This window comes from Vibrio sp. 10N.222.55.C6 (genome assembly GCF_041473395.1).
In the GTDB taxonomy this organism is placed as follows: Bacteria; Pseudomonadota; Gammaproteobacteria; order Enterobacterales; family Vibrionaceae; genus Vibrio; species Vibrio crassostreae_C.
In genome coordinates this window covers 190,552-209,333 of record NZ_JBFRSD010000005.1, presented here as the reverse complement: position 1 = coordinate 209,333, position 18,782 = coordinate 190,552, and the positions used below count along the sequence as shown (strand labels likewise).

Below are 18,782 nucleotides of genomic sequence, written 5' to 3'. Positions count from 1 at the left end.
ATCATGCGAATTTGATGGGCACTACGTGAAAGGAGAAAGTCGGGATCACTTTAATTTAAATTAATTTCTACTATACAAAATTATAGTGAAGAAAAGTGCTTATTGCCCCGTAATGATTTGATTCAAAAAAGGAACTAGAGACGGAAAACTGGCTGGCTCAGTAAATTCTGTTTTCTTTTCCAGTGGGATAGGCATCATTTCGAGCAATCGCGCACAGATCCATTGTGGGCTCTCAAAATCAGGAGTGGGATAGAGTGTTCTTATCGAATCGTGGTCGCGAAACAACTGAACCAAAAAAGCGGTAAACACGTTAGGCACTTTATATTCATCGGTAGGCCAGTGAGGCAACAAGCTGAACTTACTTTTAATCAGGTCATCATCGTCTCGAAACGACCCATGCAATTGCACCAACTTTTCGCCTTCGACATCAATTTCTAATATCTGGTCGTCCGACATATTGAAGTCGACGATGGTCACCTTTGTTCCCCAAGAGCTGAGATGATCAGAGTTAGATTTGTCTTGAGTGGCGATAATGAAACCATCGCCCTGCGCTGCGTGAGCGACCATCGCGAGATACTTTGGCTCAAAAATGCGCAGTCTTTGTCTGCCTCCCGGTAAAAGGAAGATGGGGAGGGGAAACACAGCGAGCTCCAGAGAAGACTCTACGGGTGTTTCTGGTTCGGCGTCTGTCCGCGTGGTCTTCCTAGGTGAATTCGGCACATAGTACTCCTTAGTTCAGATGTGATTCGAGAAGATATACGCGGGGAGGGTGGTGTTCGATCAATTCGCTTCGGCTTATGTTCGCAAAGGGATAGATATTTTGTTGCACCTGTTCATAAATTCATTGTTTTTACCTTTTCTCATACGCGTCATTAGGTAATATATGAACAAATAGTAAGCGAATGGGTAGTTGCCAGACGATGCTTCTATCTGACGTTCTTCTATACCTAACATCGCATCAAAGGAATGGTCATGATTGTTATTTATGGTATCAAAGAGTGCTTAAATCCAATTAAGTTGCAGCTCTCTAATGTGTTGCAGCAGTGCTTGAACAGTGAAATGGGTTTACCCGATGACAAGCGAGCACATCGGTTTGTGCCATTGGAACGAGATGACTTCTTTTACCCGGAAGGAAGAACAGAAGCCTATACCGTCATTGAGATAAATATGATGGAAGGTCGAGCGGTAAACACCAAAAAGCGTCTAATCAAGAAGATCTTTTCTGAGATTGAAAAGCAGCTCTCTATCTCTCCGATTGATATTGAAATCACCATTAAAGAGCAGCCTTCACATTGTTGGGGTTTTCGAGGGATGACCGGCGATGAAGCTCAAGATCTGAAGTACAAAGTGAACGTCTAGGGTTTAAGCTCTTAACTCTTAACTCTTAACACGTAAGACTTAAGCCAATCTATCGAGTGACGGCTTTGGAATTTGATGCCAAAGCCGTTTTCCTAGTTCTCGACACTAACCTTTAAGCATCTAAGCATCGTCACTCTTTTTTAAATACTGATGCCAATTTTCATTGATCACGTCAAAGTGCTCAACGCAGAACTCTTTTCTGTCTTTCAAATAGTCGTTTTCCACTTCATCGAGCAAGTTCTTATAGGCATCGGGATCGCTGCCATACACCAAGCATAACGTGGAGAAGTAACGCTGCAGGTCGAAACTGTGCTCGTCGATGTATTCCCCCAAGTCGTAATACTCTGGGCGGTCTTCTGACTCGAAAGCGAACATGTCTGCAGCGCTGATAGCAGCGTCGGCCCCATGCTCTACGTAGTTAAGCAGTAGCATGGTTGCTAGGTTATCAACCGCATCTTCTTCTTTACCCAATATGGCAATGTTCTGATCTTCGATATACGCATGCCCAGTCTCGTGTAGCAGGGTGTGCAGCAAGGTATCAATAGCGCCGGTTTGCGCAGATTTCCCATACTCTTTTTCGTATTGGTTCTTCTCAAAGTAATTGAGTGACTCAGCGTAAAAACTGTAAGGGATCAGTACTTGATGGGTTTGTGGATCGTAGAGTGGTCCTTCTTCCCCGCCATATTGAATGGTTAATGGCTTCTCAAACATGAAGAGTTGGTTTGATAGGTCGACCACGGTGTCATTAACGCCACTGCTTTGAATCTCTCGTTTGAGCTGCTCTTCTTCGGTATTTTGCGGTGTAGAGTACTCGACGATTAGGTTACTTTGGGTGGCTTGTTCACTAGATGCATAAGTTGTGGCAAACATTGCACTCAGGGCTAGGCTGCAGGTCAATGTTCGTTTCAATAATGTCATCGGCTATCCTTGTGATTACGTTGCGATTCAGAGTCGTGCTTGGGGTAACAACTCCAAGCTGTGTACCCTGATTTAGTTATTGCGTTAGAGTATAAGTTTAGACGGAATTTTGATGCATCGAGGACTGCAATTTTTGAAGTAGGCGCTATCCTATCAATGAATAATCCGCTTAGAGATTCGCCACAAAGAATAAGTAAGCTGAATGAGCGGTGTCGATGTGATTCGTTTCTATTGGTAATTAACAGATAAATTTCGGTTCAACACAACCCTTGTGCTATACTCCGCGCCCCAATCCGAATTGGCTTGTTTAATCTTAGGAAATTATTATGAGTGTTAAAAACGAACTTCAACAAATTAACAACCGTCTAGACAAGTGTCGCCACAAGTTAGATGCTGCTAAAACTCGTAATGATCGTCCTGTTGTTCGTCAGTTCGAGGAAGAGATTAAGAAGCTAACTAAGAAAATTGCCCAGCTTAAACACAAAGAAAGCTATGATGTGAACCAAGAGCGTAAGTCTCTGGTTGATATGCCATTTAGCCGTGAGATCACTAAGGCTGAGCAAGCGGATATGGGTAAACTTAAAAAGTCTGTTAAAGGACTCGTAATTGTTCACCCAATGACGAAGATCGGTAAAGAACTTCGCATTGAGGTTATGACTGGTTACGCACCGAAAAAATTCTAATTACCAGCGATGGTGATGAAAGAGGAGCTAGAAATAGCTCCTTTTTGCTTTTTTAGGTATTAAGAAAGCAGAGTCAGCGGCATAGATACTCACGCCGTTTTCAACTTTTAGGAGGTGATTGTTGTCACAAATCCTTTTATCTCCTATAAAAGTTAACGTGCTACTAACATGGTACTAAGCGATCGCAGTAATGTGTTCGCTTTTCGAATCCACACTTTCTCTCCAGTTTGTATAAATATAGGTAGAGCAGCACAAATAATTACAGATAAAACTAGACTCATTAGGGAAGATGAGAACGTAAAAAAATAGAGGTTATATGAATCAATTAATTTCAATTGGACCACTAGAATCCTTCCTAATCGCGATTAGTGTTTTGTTTCTAGGTCATTTCGTCAATGCAAAGCTTCCGATTCTCAAAAAGTACAACATTCCAGAGCCCATTGTCGGCGGCTTGATTGTCGCTTTTGCTATTACAGCCCTGCACTTTAACGGCCTTGATCTTGAGTTTTCCTTGCCCCTGCAGAACACGTTTATGTTGATGTTCTTTGCAACGGTCGGTCTTGCGGCGAACTACACGCAGCTGATAAAAGGTGGTGCTAAGGTATTCCTATTCTTAGGGGTAGCGTCGGTTTACATCATTATCCAAAACGGTGTAGGCGTAACCTTAGCTACGGCACTAGGCCTTGAACCCTTGATGGGTTTGATTGCTGGCTCTATCACCCTTTCGGGCGGTCACGGCACAGGCGCGGCTTGGTCTCAAACTTTTGCAGACACGTTTGGCATTGCAAATACGCTAGAAATCGCGATGGCTTCAGCGACCTTTGGTTTGATCATCGGTGGTATTATCGGTAGCCCAGTGGCGCAAAAGCTGATTGATAAAAACCAGCTTGAATCTGAGTACGGCACTGGCACGCAAACACATGAACGCTTCCCTGAACTTGTTACTTACAACGAGTATGAAGAAGACAAAGTGACGGCGAAGAAGGTGATTGAAGTGTTGTTCATCCTTCTTATCTGTATCACGGGTGCGAAGTACCTAGAGCAGTGGGTGGCGACTTTTGAAATTTCTTGGTTGATGATTCCTGACTTCGTTTACGCGTTGTTTATCGGTGTGTTCATCACTAACGTGTTTGAAGTGACTAAGCTGCATAAGACTGACAGCGAAACGGTCGATATTCTTGGTACGGTGTCATTGTCACTGTTCCTAGCAATGGCGCTAATGAGCCTTAAGCTTTGGAACATATTTGACCTTGCGATTCCGTTCTTGGTTATCCTGGCGGTTCAGGCGGTTGTGTTAGGTATCTTCTCTTACTTTGTGACGTTCAAAGTAATGGGTTCTAACTACGACGCAGCGGTTATGGCAGGTGGTCACTGTGGTTTCGGCCTAGGTGCAACACCAACAGCGGTAATGAACATGGGCTCTTTGGTGAACCGTTTTGGTCCTTCACCACAGGCGTTCATGGTGGTGCCAATTGTTGGTGCCTTCTTTATCGATATCGTTAACCTGATTATCCTTCAGGGTTACATCTCGTTTATCGGTTAATGTTCGCTTTTACTTAAACGCAATGTGCTTATCGACTAAGATGAATACAAGAAAGCCAGTCTGTTGACTGGCTTTTTTTGTTCTTGTTTATCGAGGTTTTCTTGCCTGATACCCCTGCGGTTAGGGCTCTGTCACATCAATAACTAGGGCGTGTTGATCTTTCGAGCTGATTTTTGCAGTGAGTTGCTGGGTATTTATACAAGGCAGAGGCATCGATGTGTAGCTAGCCTACATGAGAAGCCGATAACGCAGTAGAAATGACCAGCAAACGCTGCCCGAAGGGTTCGAGCTGGGCGCCCCCGCAAAAAGCGTTTTACTCTTTGTTGAGGGAGGTTTGCTTAGAATGACTAGGCTACTTCTCCCTCACCGCGATTAAAACGCTTTTGACTAGGCGTCCCCATCCGAACAAAATTTAACCACGAAAGGTCAACACGCCCTAAAGTGTTGTAACGACTTCATCAAGAGCTAGGCGCGCTTTTGGTTTGCCGTAGTTGTAGTCTTCGCCGTCTTTGTGGTAGCCGATAGCTAGCGCTACATCAACAACGTGACCTTCTAGTTCGTCAGCAAACTCTTCGCTGATCATAGCTGCATCTACACCTTCCATAGGTGTTGAAGCGATACCTAGACGAGCTAGTGTGTGCAGTGTGTTACCTAGTGCGATGTAAACTTGAGACTTAGTCCAGTTACCGTTGAAACCTGTTTCGTCTGTGTTCATTTCTGCGAATGCGTAAGCACCTAAGAATTGCTCGTACATTTCAGCTGGTAAGTGACCAGAGCTTACTTCTGTATCAGCACGCTTCGCGAATTTCTCTTTAGTGTACTTAGGATCGTGAGCAAACAGGATCGTGTGTGACGCTTCTTTCGCATGTGGTTGGTTAAACTGGAACATGTTTTCGAAAGTATTGTGGAAGCGTTGTTTTGCTGCGTCACTCTCAATGATGATGAATTTCCAAGGCTGAGAGTTGATAGAAGAAGCTGACAAGCGAAGTGCTTCTTTGATTACTTCCATGTCTTCCGCAGAGATGCGCTTTTCTGCATCGTATTTTTTAGCTGTGTAACGAGTGTTTAGATCAGTAATGATTGGATGAGTCATGTTGAATCCTAATATCTATCAATAATAAATGTTGTAGGGTTTTATGTTCAGTTACGTCAACAATAAACGGATAACCAATTTAAACGAATCTCAATAGATTGAACGTCTAAATAGTTATCGAACATGCCCCAATAAATCGAGTATCTGCGGAAGCTCAAGTCGATGGGTGTAAGATAATAGAAGAATGACTCGGGAAAAATAGCGAACATATCAAATCACTATGGTTAATAATGTCCATAATGATTCAATAAGTGTGATCTTAATGGAGGTGGAATCTCTAGATTCAGTAGCTTAGTACGCTTTGATACCATATTGGCGCAATAATGGCGGAAGTACGCTGTCTAGGTTGGGGATATCTTCTGGCGTGATTTCGATTAAACCAAAACCATGCTCTTCATAGATTTTTCTCGTATCTTCACGTTTATTTTCGGCGATTGGCGCAGAATCAGTTCCCCAGAACTGGATGTATACTTTGCCACTTGGTAGATAAAAATCGCTGATCACTTCTTTTGATATCGGAAGCGGACGCTCGTACGCATGGACCACTCCTGCCATATAAAGCCAGTTATCAATGATCAGCTCTCCCTTTGATCGAACATAATGCCCGTCTAAGCTTCGGTGCTTCGCCTTAAATTTCTGACGAAAACTGGAGAATGACACATCGGTCGAGTGGCTTTCAGCATCATGCCCTAGGAATTCAACAACAGACTGCTTTAAACGTTTATTGCGAACCAATGAGTCGTGCCATACCACGAATAAGTTTTGAGTCGCTTTGTCTTCTCTTTGTTCACCTCCGGCTTTTAAGCCTGTAGAGGTGACATGCCAACCGTCTTCTTCTTTTGTTATCCAACCAAGCTCGTTGAGCAGTAAGTTGATTTTCTTTGCGCTGAGTTGAAAGGCACTGCCAAGCTGGGTGGCGGTGAGTGTTTTTCCTGAGAATGAGTCCAAATCGATAAGCAGTTTCTCTGGCCAGACAATAAAGACACCAAACTTCTTGTGTTCGACATATTCCCCACCAAAGCTTTCTCCCCGTTCTGTGAGAATCCAACGCTCTTGTGAACGCACTATATAGCCCGCTGTTTTTAGATCGCTAAATAAAGCTTTAGCTTCTATGCCTTTTTGTTTAGCGAGTGCGGATGTGGAAATTTTGTCTGACATAGTCTTTTCTCAAATAGCGGAGTGATCAGCTGATGGGTGTTGGATATATATATGATGCGATAGCGTTGGTAAATACCATATCACATCTATCAATGCTAACTGCAGTTCAGTGGTCTATGTTTTTAGTAGAGCGTTAGGTCTCGTTTTGTATGTTTAGCAAAATGTAGCTCAACCTGTAATTAAATTACAGGTATCGCGATTTTGCTCATCTGGGTGCATATTTTATATACGTGACACGATGTTCTTTTATACGGTTTATATAGATCTTAGATGCTATCTTTTATTAAATGTGACTTTAATCACTATTTATTTTTAAGTATTACAAAATAAAATGTGATCTAGATCGTGTTTTGATGATATCTATTCTCATTGATTTGGCTTTGTAATTTAAATTCATGGTGTTTTTGTGATCTAAGGTGCTCTTGTTAACCCTAAAGTGTTTTTCGTGTGTGATGGTTGTCACGAAAGCTGGGCTAAGGTGCATTTTGGAAATGTTGTGATACATTTTAATCGACTTTTGAGTACACACTTTCGGTCATTTGACCAACCAATACATTACGGGGTTCTACCTATGTTATCACCAGAAGCAAAGATTAAGGTTCAAAACTTTGGTCGTTTCTTATCCAATATGGTAATGCCAAACATCGGCGCATTTATTGCGTGGGGTTTCATTACTGCACTATTCATCCCAACCGGTTGGTGGCCTAACGAAACGTTAGCATCAATGGTTGGCCCTATGATTACATACCTACTGCCACTATTGATTGGTTACACCGGTGGTAAAATGGTTGGTGGTGACCGCGGTGCGGTAGTGGGCGCTATCACAACAATGGGTGTTATCGTTGGTACTGATATCCCAATGTTCATGGGTGCAATGATTGTGGGTCCACTAGGTGGTATCGCAATTAAGAAATTCGATGAAGCTGTTCACGGTAAAGTGAAGAGTGGTTTCGAAATGCTAGTGAACAACTTCTCTGCGGGTATCATCGGCATGATCTGTGCGATCATCGCGTTCATCGTGATTGGTCCTGCGGTTAAGATTCTGTCTGGCGGACTTGCGGCTGGCGTAAACGCAATGGTAGAAGCGGGTGCACTACCTCTAGCATCTATCTTTGTTGAACCTGCGAAAATCCTATTCCTAAATAACGCAATCAACCACGGTATCTTCTCTCCACTAGGTATCCAGCAATCTGAAGAGATGGGTCGCTCTATCTTCTTCCTAATCGAAGCAAACCCAGGTCCTGGTTTTGGTCTTCTACTTGCTTACATGGTGTTTGGTAAAGGTAGCGCGAAGCAATCTGCTGCTGGTGCATCTATCATCCACTTCCTAGGGGGTATCCACGAAATTTACTTCCCTTACGTTCTAATGAACCCACGTCTAATTCTTGCGGTAATCGCAGGTGGTATGGCGGGTGTATTCACTAACGTAATGTTCGATTCTGGCCTTATCTCTCCAGCATCTCCAGGTTCTATCTTCGCAGTCTTACTGATGACGCCAAAAGGCTCTTACATCGGCGTGATTCTATCTGTTATCGCAGCAACGGCAGTATCGTTTGTTGTAGCGTCAATCCTTCTTAAAACATCAGCGCAAGATGATGAGGAAGATTCACTAGAGAAAGCTTCTGCACAAATGAAAGACATGAAAGCGTCTTCTAAAGGTGCAGCAGCAGAAGCAAACGTAAACCTAGCGGATGTAAAAGCAGTTTATGTAGCGTGTGATGCGGGTATGGGTTCAAGTGCAATGGGTGCAGGTCTACTACGTAAGAAAGTAGCAACAGCTGGCCTAGACATTGAAGTAACCAACTACGCAATCAACAACCTACCGGCTGATTCGCAAATCGTTATTACGCATAAAGACCTAACAGACCGTGCTCGTAGCACTGTGCCAGGTGCGATGCATATGTCTCTAAGCAACTTCCTAGACGGCGGCGTATACGACCAACTAGTTGCCGAGCTTGTCGATGCTCAAAGTGGTGAAGCGAAAGTAGAAGCTCCGGCTCCTGCAGCAGCTCCAGCGCAAGAAGGCAACAAGCTTGCACTCACTGACGACAGCATCTTCCTTGGCCTTAAAGCGACTCAAAAAGAAGACGCAATCAAGTTTGCTGGCGAACAATTAGTAAAACTTGGCAACGTATCACCAGAATACGTAGATGGCATGTTTGCTCGTGAAGAGCTTGTGTCTACTTACCTAGGTGAGTCTATCGCAGTACCACACGGCACAATCGAAGCGAAACAGTACGTACAAAAAACCGGCATCGTTTTCTGTCAGTACCCTGAAGGTATTCAGTGGGGCGAAGATGAAGATGATATCGCGAAGATGGTTATCGGTATTGCCGCACAAGGCGATGAGCACAACATGGTGCTGATGGCTATTACCAATTCACTCGATGATGAAGAAGCTGTGGAATGCCTACAGAACACAACAAACCCTGCTGATGTTCTACGTATTCTCAACGGAAACTAAAAAGCTCTAGTCAAGCTCCTGAGTGAAGGAGGCCGGTATCCCCCTACTGGCCTCATTTTCGGTCTTAATCTTTCTAACAAGATTCAGTCTGAATAGCTTACTGCTTAATGCCTAGGGCACATCGTCAAGGCATGTTGTTGAGCAGTTAGCTATCTAGATTCAAATATTTATAAGGTCAAAATTATGAAAGCGTTACATTTTGGTGCAGGTAATATCGGTCGTGGTTTCATTGGTAAGCTTCTTTCTGATGCTGGTATGAAGGTTACGTTTGCTGACGTAAATGAAACGGTTGTAAATGCGTTAATTGAACGCCAAGAATACCCAGTTAAGATTGTTGGCGAAGAGTGTGTTGTCGAAGTTGTTAAGAACGTGACAGCAGTAAACTCAGCGACAAGAGCAGTAGTAGATTGCATTGCTGAGTCTGATCTTGTGACGACTGCAGTGGGCCCTACGGTTCTTAAAATCATCTCTAAGTCTATCGCTCAAGGCATTGAAAAGCGTGCAGCAGCAAACAACACTGCACCAATGAACATCATCGCGGCAGAGAACATGGTTCGCGGTACTAGCCAGTTAAAAGCAGCCGTGTTAGAGCACCTTTCTGATGAAATGAAAGCGTTCACTGAAGAGCACATTGGTTTTGTTGATTCTGCGGTTGACCGTATTGTTCCACCGGCAGAAGCGGGCGAAACAGATCCTCTAGCGGTAACGGTTGAAACGTTCAGCGAGTGGATCGTAGACCAAACACAATTCAAAGGTGAGATTCCAAACATCCCAGGTATGGAATGCACTGACAACCTAATGGCTTTCGTTGAGCGTAAACTGTTCACGCTAAACACAGGTCACTTGGTAACGGCATACCTTGGTGTCCTTGCAGGTCACGAGACAATCAAAGACTCTATCGAAGATGACGTAATCCGTGCTGAAGTAACGGCAACGATGGAAGAGAGTGGTGCAGTTCTGATTAAGCGTTACGGCTTTGATCCAGAAGCTCACGCTGCCTACATCCAGAAGATTCTAGGTCGTTTTGCTAACCCGTTCCTACGTGATGAAGTAGACCGCGTTGGTCGTCAGCCAATTCGTAAACTGAGCCCGCAAGACCGCCTAGTTAAGCCTCTAAACGGTACATTAGAGTACGGCCTACCAAATGCTCACCTAGTAAAAGCAATCGCTGCTGCGTTCCATTACAAGAACGAAGACGACCCTCAAGCGGTTGAACTTCAAGCAATGTTCGCAGAAAAAGGCTTTGCTGAGACATTAGCGTATTATTCTGAGCTGAATAGTGACTCAGAAGTTGTTAAACTAGCGGAAGAAGCTTATCTAGCATTGAAATGATAAACCATCAAAGTGCCACACCAGTGGCACTTTCTTATTGTCGAGCCGTTATGCCAATACAAACAAGCCATGAAACTGAATTACTCGAAGCCCTTTCGGAAGCTGAGAGTGCTGGCGCCTGCCTAATGGCTGCTTATGATGCATTGGACGACACGGTAGATGCCGTATTAAAAAACATCTTTAAGAAAGACGACACTGCAATTAAGTTCGTTGTCGAGCCACTTCTCAACAGTGGTGGGCCGTTAGGCGAGATCATGATTCGTGCTAAGTTGCTACTCGGGCTTGGCGTGATCAGTAAAGAACTCTACGATGATCTAGAGGTTTTCGTTACCTTGAAAGAGTGGGCGAAAATACAGGGTGAAGACACCAGCTTTACAGAAGTTGATGTGATATTTGAGCTCAACAAGGTGCACGCGATTCAGCGTATTATGCCTATCGAATATGACGCGGAGATGGTGGAAACGATGTCTGGCCCAATGCTTGAAATGTTCTTGGGGCGACATAATCAAAAGGTGAAGTCGACGATCGTATTAGCTATCACTGACATTATCACTACCCTATGCCGAGATAACGCGCTGAGCTCTTAGCTCTAGTTTGCAGCTCTGCTTATCTTGTTTCACATCCTACATAACTTGTAGCTGTTCGTTCGTTTCAATACAAAGATTAAAATGATGGCGGTTTCTCTCGTTGGAGAAATCGCTTTGTTGTTTTTGTGCTTCTAAAAAATATCCGAAATATCTTCCCATTAAATACAAAAGCAGCAGGCACAAAAAAAGCCACATTCAGTGGCTTTTTCTATTCAAGACGCTCTCTTTATAAAAACGCCCTGCTATTCAAGACTATAGGAATTATAGGTCTTGGATGTTCTCAGCTTCTAGCTCTTGGAAGTAGCGTAGAGTCTTAACTTTTAGCTCTTGTTGAGCTGGCTCATCAGCAACGATGATAGCTTTACGGTGCATCTGTAGAGCTGTAACAGTCCACATGTGGTTTACAGAACCTTCGATAGCCATTTGAAGCGCTTGAGCTTTGTTGTGGCCTAGAGAAAGGATCATCACTTCTTCTGCATCTAGAAGAGTCGCAACACCGATAGTTAGTGCGTATTTAGGAACTTGGTTGATGTCGCCATCGAAGAAACGAGAGTTCGCGATACGAGTGTCTTCAGTCAACGTTTTGATACGAGTGCGTGAAGATAGAGAAGAACCTGGTTCGTTGAATGCGATGTGACCGTCGATGCCTACGCCGCCCATGAACAGGTTGATTTTGCCGTATGAACGGATTTTCTCTTCGTATGCTGCACAGTGAGCATCGATATCTTCAGCTTTGCCGTCTAGCAGGTTGATGTTTTCTGCTTGGATATCAACGTGGTTGAAGAAGTTCTCGTGCATGAATGTGCGGTAAGACTCTGGGTGGTTAGGGTCGATGCCAACGTACTCATCCATGTTGAATGTTACAACGTGCTTGAAGCTAACTTCGCCAGCTTTGTAAAGTTCAATTAGCTCAGCGTAAGTAGTTAGAGGTGTGCTACCAGTAGGAAGACCTAGTACAAATGGACGCTCAGCCGTTGGAGCGAACTTGTTGATTGAATCTGCGATATGACGAGCAGCCCATTTACCTACTTTAGCTTTGTTGCTTAATGGAATAAGTCTCATTGATTTTGCCCCTAGAAATAAAATTTTATAGTGTTCTGAAACATTAATTCGCATTATAAAATAAGTTATCCAGTTCCGCTATTGTTTTAGGTCAAGTTTTTGCTTTTTTCGTCGTAACTGTGACTGGAACTCTCAAAATTGCACAATTATTGTATGGATATTTGGTGGCGTTAAACAAGATTAATACGTTTGTCATATACAGCAATGTTGATCTAATTCAGCACCTGAAAGGGTTGGTGTGTTTCTATGCCTTGATACGATTATTGCAATAATGGCATCGCTCGAACCATTGACGAATTTTGGTGCATTAACGTGTTTCGAGTATAAACAAGCGTTGAGCGTATAGTTGAAACTAGAAAAATAATGATGGCAATGGAGCGCTATCGTGATAAAAGACAGGGGCAGGATGAAGAACGATGAATCTCAGTGGGATGAATACCCATAAGATTGAACGAGAGCTGTGTTTTAGTCACGCTATCGCTATGAATTGTATATAAATATTGGTAAAAATGGATAGGTTGGCTAAACTTACCAATTACAAAGAAGATGTGTGTTTGAAGGCAAAAAAAAGCCCAAAGTGATGAGGTATCACTTTGAGCGATTTTACTAATCTTCTAACACTAACTCACTTTCGTATTCTTCCCTAGATACGTCGCCGCGTTTGCAGCCGTTTAGGGTGTGAAAGCGACGGCGTCCACGAGCCAGTTGAATGTACTTCAACCAAACACGCTCTAACTTGGACTTTGCCTTATGAGGGTGAGACAACACTTTAATGAAGTGTTTTTCTTCTGCATTGATTGGTGCTAGTTCACCAGTTTCAAGTGCAAGCATAGTGTCACCAAACAAGGTTAGGATTTCCTCTTCTGAAAGAGTAAAATCACCCGACTTAGCGAACCCTCTCGGGAATTTAATGGTGTCATAAAAACGTTTTTTTCCGTGTCGGAATTCGGTCTCAGACATATCAGCCTCAGTAATGTGGTTAGATAGAAATTAGTGTTTATTGCTCACGCGAAAATATTGTTAAAAGGCTAAAATAGGAAACAAAATGTTTTTGCCTTTACGATAAACAATCCTAGATCGGCTAGTTAGCAGATTTATTACAGAGATGTATTTGATGGATGTGAAAGTATTTAGAACCTTTCTTGAGGTTGCAAGGGTGCGCCATTTTGGGCGTGCAGCTGAAAACTTGTATTTAACACAAGCGGCGGTGAGTGCGCGGATCAAACAGCTTGAAGGCTATTTTGATACTCAGCTCTTCATTCGTGACCGCAATAACATCAAACTCACATCTTCCGGTGAACGTTTGATTGGTTATGCCGAAGTGATGGTGTCCACCCTACAACAAGCCAAATTTGAGCTGTCGTTAGAGAGTGGTAAAGCCTTGCAGTTAACGCTGGGCGGCACGCCGAATATTTGGGATGCGTATCTGCAAAACTGTTTAAGTGTGGTAACCGACTCTTTTGGTGGTTACGGCTTTATGGCAGAGGTGATGGGGCGCGAGCAACTGAACCGTAATTTGTTAGAACGAACCTTAGATATGGCTTTCGCGTTCGATCAGATCAAAGCAGAAGAGCTGAACTGTAAAAAAGTCGCTGACTTGGTTTTGGTGTTGGTATCAACGCAGCAAGATGATCTGGAATCTGTATTTCAACATAAGTATGTTTATGTGGATTGGGGAACGCGCTTTGGTTCTGAACACGCAGAACGTCACCCTAAAGTGCCAGCACCGTACCTACGTACCTCTACAGCCCGTATCGCCCTCGATTTCATTTTAGAGAAAGGCGGCAGTGCGTATCTTCCGGTGTCTCTAGTCGAACCTTTTATCGATTCGGGTCAGCTGCACAAGGTGAAAGGGGTTGAAGACTGGTATCTCCCAATTTATCTGAGCTACCGTAAAAGCAGTACCTCGGTTGATGCGATCATGCAGGTTGAGAAGTTGGTTAATGAGATTGACCCATCGACGGCTTACACATTGCAGCAAGCCGCTGAACAAGCACCTGAGTAACGGCATTCGCGGTAAGCAGTGGCTTTGCTGATTAGATTCAATAAAAAATGGCTCCCAACTAATTGTATAGTTGGGAGCCATTTTTGTTTTAAACCAGAAATGTACTTCTTTTCGGAACTAGAGATCGTTTCTAATTCCATAAATATCGTTTAGGCCTGGTATGTGTAGCCCTTATTAAAAGCCCTATAGGTTCATTAGATTCTCAATAGACTCTTCAAGAGAGTGTGACATGTACGAATGGATTTGATTGCCATCCGTTGCGTCAATCTCGATCATAGAAATCCCGTTGTCCGCTTTGTCTTCAAGAAAGCTTAGAGACTGCTCGACTGATTGACTGGTGAGAACCTGTTGATTTGATAAAACAATACGACATGTGTGTAAAACCATAGCCTTTTCCTTTTTATATTCGATAGGTCTCTGCATCTTGGCGTGCTAAGTACCGATCGTTGACGTTGTGAGAAGAATGTCCTCTCTAGGTTAAATTTAGTCGAATTGAATAAAATTAAAACTCTTTTTTGTGATTTATCTGACCTTCGCTTCCGAAAGTGGCTAGCGACAATGGTGGTTCACGGTAAACTTTTAGGTATCGGATCAAACGCTATGGTAAGTGGGAAGAGTACGGCATGTCGAAAAAGATCAATCACAACAGCAGCTTAACCAGTGAGCAGTGCCATTTGGCTCGATATGCACGAGATGCTCGCTTTGATGGGATGTTTTTTACAGCGGTGAAAACGACAGGAATTTTTTGTCGCCCGATTTGCCCAGCCACACCACCCAAAGAAGAAAACGTCGAATATTTTTCCCATCAAGCTCAAGCATTGAAAGCGGGATATCGTCCTTGTTTACGTTGTCGACCAGACAGCGCACCTTTTTCGCCGGCTTGGAAGGGCGTCGAAACCACTTTCTTACGTGCGATGCAGTTGATTGATAATGGCGCTCTGAATTCAGGATCTATCGTCGACCTTGCAACGCGGTTAGGTATTTCAGATCGTTATTTACGAACCTTATTCGACAATTACATCGGCGTGTCACCCAAGCAATATAGTCTGTACAGTCAATTGATGTTTGCCAAGCAGTTGCTGCACACCAGTAGCATGAGCATTACTGATGTCGGCTTTGCTAGTGGCTTCAATAGTACGCGCCGTTTTAATGATGCCTTTCAAAAAGAGCTGCAGCTTTCGCCAAGCCAAATTAGGCGAGCGAAGCCAAGTGACACTCAGAGTAATCATATTCAGCTTGGTTTTCATGGACCCTTAGATTGGAACCACTTGTTGAGGTTTTATCGACGAAGAATGATTGAGGGCTTAGAAGGCGTTGGCGAAGATTATTATAAGCGCACGGTAAATGTGAACGGGTCAAAGGGTTGGTTCAAGGCGACTTTAGCCAAAGATAACCGCTTGGATATTGAATTCGAGTTGGATGATATAAGCCAATTAAGAAGCTTGATTGCGAATATCCGCCGTATGTTTGATCTTGATGTCGATATTGCCAAGGTTGAGACGTTCTTTACGACTATCGATCCTAACTTGGTGGCTAAGAGTGGTATCCGTATTCCTGGCGTGTGGAGTGCTTGGGAGGCAGGCGTGAGAGCGATTCTAGGACAGCAAGTTTCGGTAACCGCGGCGATTGGTCAGCTTAACTTATTGGTCAAAGAGCTTTCTGATGAACATGAGAAAGCCAGCTTCCCAACACCAAAACAGATAGCGGACGCTGATGTTAGCTTCTTGAGAATGCCGGGAAGCCGCAAAGAGACCCTAAAGCGTTTTGCCGAATACATGGTCGACAATGAAGCTGAGCATCCTTCCAAATGGATTGAGCTAAAAGGGATTGGGCCTTGGACTATTCAATATGCACTGCTTCGCGGGTTAAGCGAACCTAATCATCTGTTGGTTGGTGACTTGGTGGTGAAGAAGTTTATTGAGCATCGCCCCGCCATCAACACGGAGAGTGTTTCGCCTTGGGGTAGTTACGCCACGTTCCACTGTTGGAATCAGTCTTAATCGGAATACTAAGCTAGGAGATATCATGGACAACCGTTTTACTTACTATGAGAGCCCATTGGGAACCGTGACGTTACAGGCGAACGATGAAGGCTTGCTCGGCCTTTGGTTCGAGACACATACCACCAAGCCGGAACCGTTGGGTGTTCAAGATGATAGCTTTCCGATCTTTGCATTGGCTATCGAGCAGCTTAATCGCTATTTCTCGGGCGAAGCTATTCAGTTTTCTGTGCCGATTGCAGCCAAGGGCACGCCATTTCAGCAGTCGGTTTGGCAGGCGCTGACGACCATTCCTTATGGAGAGACTTGGAGCTATGCACAACTGGCCGATGCGATAGGCAATCCGAAAGCCGTTCGTGCTGTGGGTTTGGCGAATGGCAAAAATCCGGTTTCAGTGATTGTGCCGTGTCACCGTGTGATTGGTAAAAACGGCAAACTGACGGGTTATGCAGGTGGCGTAGAACGTAAACAGCACTTATTGGTGATAGAGGGAAGAGAGCAAGACTAGCAAGCGATTTAGCCATGAGCCTGTCGAGATGCTGGCTGAATATCTCGTACTACTTAATGGTGAAGGCGAGTGGTTCTTAAAATATGACTTTGCATTAAAATCAACGCTTTCTGGGAAATATCGATTTGGTTGCATATTCTTTGACTATGTTCTCTAGGCAAGGATGCCCAAATGAATAGATTCCCCTTACTAATATCTGGCTGCAGCTCTGCATTATTGCTGACAGGTTGTTTAACTGATACCAGCCGACCTTTCGAGGTTCCACAGCTTGCTCTGTTCAAAGGTATGTATGAGAACGCAGATAATGACAGTTATCTACTTTTTGAATCCGGGCAAGTGACTTATCAAACAACGGATAATTCCGTGACTCGAACCTATCGTGTTGATGATGACTTGATCACCATTGAATTCAATTCTGGAAGCAGCCGAACTGACTCTAGACTAGTGATGCGCATTCAACAGAAGGGCGAGATGCTAACTTGCAACCAATGTCCAGCGATACAATTGAGTAACGTCTGGACACTTATTGAGAAGCCTTTGAAAGACAGTTCGAATTAGAAAAGATCTCCATTCAGCCATAGGTGAGCGGCGATACTGACGGCATAGCCAATCATGATCACTGGCATCCATTTTAGGTGTCCAAAGAAGGTGTATTTTCCATGCGCCGCCCCCATCAATGCCACACCTGCTGCACTGCCTATAGATAGCAAGCTACCACCGACACCTGCGGTTAAGGTGATCAGTAGCCAGTTGCCCATCGACATTTGGGGTTCCATGGATAACACGGCAAACATCACCGGAATGTTATCGACAATAGCCGATAAGATCCCCACCATGACGTTGGCCCAAATTGGATCCCATTGGCTATACATCACGCCCGAGGCTAATTCCAAGTATCCAAGTAAACTCAAGCCACCGACACACATTACGACGCCGTAGAAGAACAGCAACGTGTCCCATTCGGCATGCGAAACTCTTCGAAATACATCGAATGGCACAACAGAACCGAGTCGTTTCAGGGCGCCTTCATCGTTATTGGCGATCGCCACCGCTTTTTTCTTCGCGAGTGAGTTGGGTAAAGTCTTACGTAAGTAATAACCAAAGAACTGCAGGTAGGCGAGTCCCATCATCATCCCCATCACAGGAGGGAAGTGGAGTACGGCATGGAAAGCAACTGCGGTCGCTATTGTCATGATGAACAAGAATACGATTCGTCTTGCACCACGTTTTAATTCAACGTGTTGATGAACTGTGTCGGGCTGAGTCGTGGGTACAAAATAAGACATGATCAACGCAGGGACTAGGTAATTCATCACCGAAGGGATAAACAAAGGAATGAACTCACTAAAACTCACATAACCAGCCTGCCATACCATGAGCGTTGTGATGTCGCCGAATGGACTGAACGCGCCGCCAGCATTGGCGGCTATCACGATATTCACACAAGCTAGGTTAACGAATTTAGGATTAGAGCCAGCAACCTTGAGAACAACGGCGCACATCAATAGAGCTGTCGTGAGGTTGTCGGCAATGGGGGAAATGAAGAATGCAAGAATACCTGTTAACCAAAATAGAGACCGGAAATTGAACCCTTTGCCTACCATCCACGCTTGCAATGCATCAAATAACCTCCTCTCTTCCATGGCACTGATGTACGTCATGGCCACGAGTAGGAACAGCAGTAGTTCAGCGTATTCTAGTAAGTTATGTTCAAGGGCTTGTTTGGCCACTTCGACAAGGTTGTGTTCTTGGTAAGTGAAACCAATGATAATCCAGATTAAGCCAGCTGCCAGTAACACGGGCTTTGACTTTCTGAGCTTTAGGTATTCTTCCATCATCACCACTATGTAGGCGACAACGAAAATGGTCAGCGACAGGTAGCCAGCAAACGAGTTGGTTAGACTGAGCGATTCCCCTAGCTGAGAAGTGGAAGCAGCTGCTACCGTTGAAAAGAAGAATAAAGAGAGAACAGCTGAAAGCTGGATACCTAGCATGGATTACGCTCCGAAGTTAATAAGTTATTAACACGGGTAAAAGCGTAGACCTAAATAAGCATGTGGGGTGTGATAG

Annotated in this window: 18 protein-coding genes; 10 read left to right on the top strand and 8 right to left on the bottom strand. The window is 44.1% G+C overall.

Annotated features, from left to right (window positions below; all coding sequences use genetic code 11):
• Positions 1-99 precede the first annotated feature (99 nt).
• Positions 100-720, bottom strand: a complete 621-nt coding sequence (locus AB4486_RS06685) for an LON peptidase substrate-binding domain-containing protein (protein WP_017065084.1) — start codon at positions 718-720, stop codon at positions 100-102.
• A 252-nt stretch (positions 721-972) separates the two neighbouring features.
• Here AB4486_RS06685 and AB4486_RS06680 point away from each other — a divergent pair, with 252 nt between their 5' ends.
• On the top strand, positions 973-1,359 hold the full coding sequence (locus AB4486_RS06680; protein WP_017060969.1) for a tautomerase family protein: 387 nt from the start codon (positions 973-975) through the stop codon (positions 1,357-1,359).
• 120 nt (positions 1,360-1,479) lie between these two features.
• Here AB4486_RS06680 and AB4486_RS06675 read toward each other — a convergent pair whose 3' ends face one another.
• Positions 1,480-2,277 (bottom strand): DUF4344 domain-containing metallopeptidase, encoded by a 798-nt coding sequence (locus AB4486_RS06675; protein ID WP_102428128.1) that lies wholly within the window; start codon positions 2,275-2,277, stop codon positions 1,480-1,482.
• 326 nt (positions 2,278-2,603) lie between these two features.
• Here AB4486_RS06675 and AB4486_RS06670 point away from each other — a divergent pair, with 326 nt between their 5' ends.
• A complete protein-coding gene (locus AB4486_RS06670) occupies positions 2,604-2,960 on the top strand; it encodes a YibL family ribosome-associated protein (RefSeq protein ID WP_017060971.1) in 357 nt (118 codons plus the stop codon).
• A 316-nt stretch (positions 2,961-3,276) separates the two neighbouring features.
• The gene (gltS, locus tag AB4486_RS06665; protein ID WP_017060972.1) at positions 3,277-4,503 is read left to right on the top strand and encodes a sodium/glutamate symporter; all 1,227 of its coding nucleotides are present in this window, start codon (positions 3,277-3,279) and stop codon (positions 4,501-4,503) included.
• 436 nt (positions 4,504-4,939) lie between these two features.
• On the opposite strand, the gene AB4486_RS06660 is transcribed toward gltS, so the two are convergent.
• Together AB4486_RS06660 and AB4486_RS06655 are read right to left on the bottom strand one after the other, a co-directional pair.
• A complete protein-coding gene (locus AB4486_RS06660) occupies positions 4,940-5,596 on the bottom strand; it encodes an NAD(P)H-dependent oxidoreductase (protein ID WP_017061511.1) in 657 nt (218 codons plus the stop codon).
• 291 nt (positions 5,597-5,887) lie between these two features.
• The gene (locus AB4486_RS06655) at positions 5,888-6,754 is read right to left on the bottom strand and encodes a glycerol kinase (RefSeq protein ID WP_372116778.1); all 867 of its coding nucleotides are present in this window, start codon (positions 6,752-6,754) and stop codon (positions 5,888-5,890) included.
• A gap of 571 nt (positions 6,755-7,325) precedes the next feature.
• On the opposite strand from AB4486_RS06655, the gene AB4486_RS06650 reads away from it, so the two are divergent.
• From AB4486_RS06650 to AB4486_RS06640, 3 genes are all read left to right on the top strand, one after another.
• The gene (locus AB4486_RS06650; protein ID WP_017066361.1) at positions 7,326-9,218 is read left to right on the top strand and encodes a PTS mannitol transporter subunit IICBA; all 1,893 of its coding nucleotides are present in this window, start codon (positions 7,326-7,328) and stop codon (positions 9,216-9,218) included.
• A 183-nt stretch (positions 9,219-9,401) separates the two neighbouring features.
• Positions 9,402-10,550, top strand: a complete 1,149-nt coding sequence (locus tag AB4486_RS06645) for a mannitol-1-phosphate 5-dehydrogenase (RefSeq protein WP_372116777.1) — start codon at positions 9,402-9,404, stop codon at positions 10,548-10,550.
• Between the two features lie 50 nt (positions 10,551-10,600).
• Positions 10,601-11,137, top strand: coding sequence for an MltR family transcriptional regulator (locus tag AB4486_RS06640; protein WP_017065079.1), 537 nt, complete (start codon positions 10,601-10,603; stop codon positions 11,135-11,137).
• 261 nt (positions 11,138-11,398) lie between these two features.
• On the opposite strand, the gene nagB is transcribed toward AB4486_RS06640, so the two are convergent.
• Entirely contained in the window at positions 11,399-12,199 is an 801-nt protein-coding gene (gene nagB / locus AB4486_RS06635) for a glucosamine-6-phosphate deaminase (RefSeq protein WP_017057618.1), read from the bottom strand.
• A gap of 606 nt (positions 12,200-12,805) precedes the next feature.
• A complete protein-coding gene (locus AB4486_RS06630) occupies positions 12,806-13,159 on the bottom strand; it encodes a DUF413 domain-containing protein (protein WP_017061517.1) in 354 nt (117 codons plus the stop codon).
• 154 nt (positions 13,160-13,313) lie between these two features.
• Between AB4486_RS06630 and AB4486_RS06625 the strand changes: the two genes are divergently transcribed.
• Positions 13,314-14,204 (top strand): LysR family transcriptional regulator, encoded by an 891-nt coding sequence (locus AB4486_RS06625; protein WP_017061518.1) that lies wholly within the window; start codon positions 13,314-13,316, stop codon positions 14,202-14,204.
• Positions 14,205-14,387: 183 nt separating this feature from the next.
• Here AB4486_RS06625 and AB4486_RS06620 read toward each other — a convergent pair whose 3' ends face one another.
• Positions 14,388-14,591 carry a hypothetical protein gene (locus AB4486_RS06620; RefSeq protein ID WP_017061519.1) on the bottom strand — a complete coding sequence of 68 codons (204 nt, stop codon included), beginning with the start codon at positions 14,589-14,591 and terminating at the stop codon, positions 14,388-14,390.
• 236 nt (positions 14,592-14,827) lie between these two features.
• Here AB4486_RS06620 and AB4486_RS06615 point away from each other — a divergent pair, with 236 nt between their 5' ends.
• The 3 genes from AB4486_RS06615 (at position 14,828) to AB4486_RS06605 (ending at position 17,270) form a co-directional block, all read left to right on the top strand.
• Positions 14,828-16,204 (top strand): AlkA N-terminal domain-containing protein, encoded by a 1,377-nt coding sequence (locus tag AB4486_RS06615; protein ID WP_017061520.1) that lies wholly within the window; start codon positions 14,828-14,830, stop codon positions 16,202-16,204.
• Between the two features lie 25 nt (positions 16,205-16,229).
• Positions 16,230-16,712 (top strand): methylated-DNA--[protein]-cysteine S-methyltransferase, encoded by a 483-nt coding sequence (locus tag AB4486_RS06610; protein ID WP_017061521.1) that lies wholly within the window; start codon positions 16,230-16,232, stop codon positions 16,710-16,712.
• 171 nt (positions 16,713-16,883) lie between these two features.
• Entirely contained in the window at positions 16,884-17,270 is a 387-nt protein-coding gene (locus AB4486_RS06605; protein WP_371725534.1) for a hypothetical protein, read from the top strand.
• On the opposite strand, the gene nhaD is transcribed toward AB4486_RS06605, so the two are convergent.
• Positions 17,267-18,706, bottom strand: coding sequence for a sodium:proton antiporter NhaD (gene nhaD / locus AB4486_RS06600; protein ID WP_372116775.1), 1,440 nt, complete (start codon positions 18,704-18,706; stop codon positions 17,267-17,269). The genes AB4486_RS06605 and nhaD overlap by 4 nt on opposite strands.
• Positions 18,707-18,782: the final 76 nt, after the last annotated feature.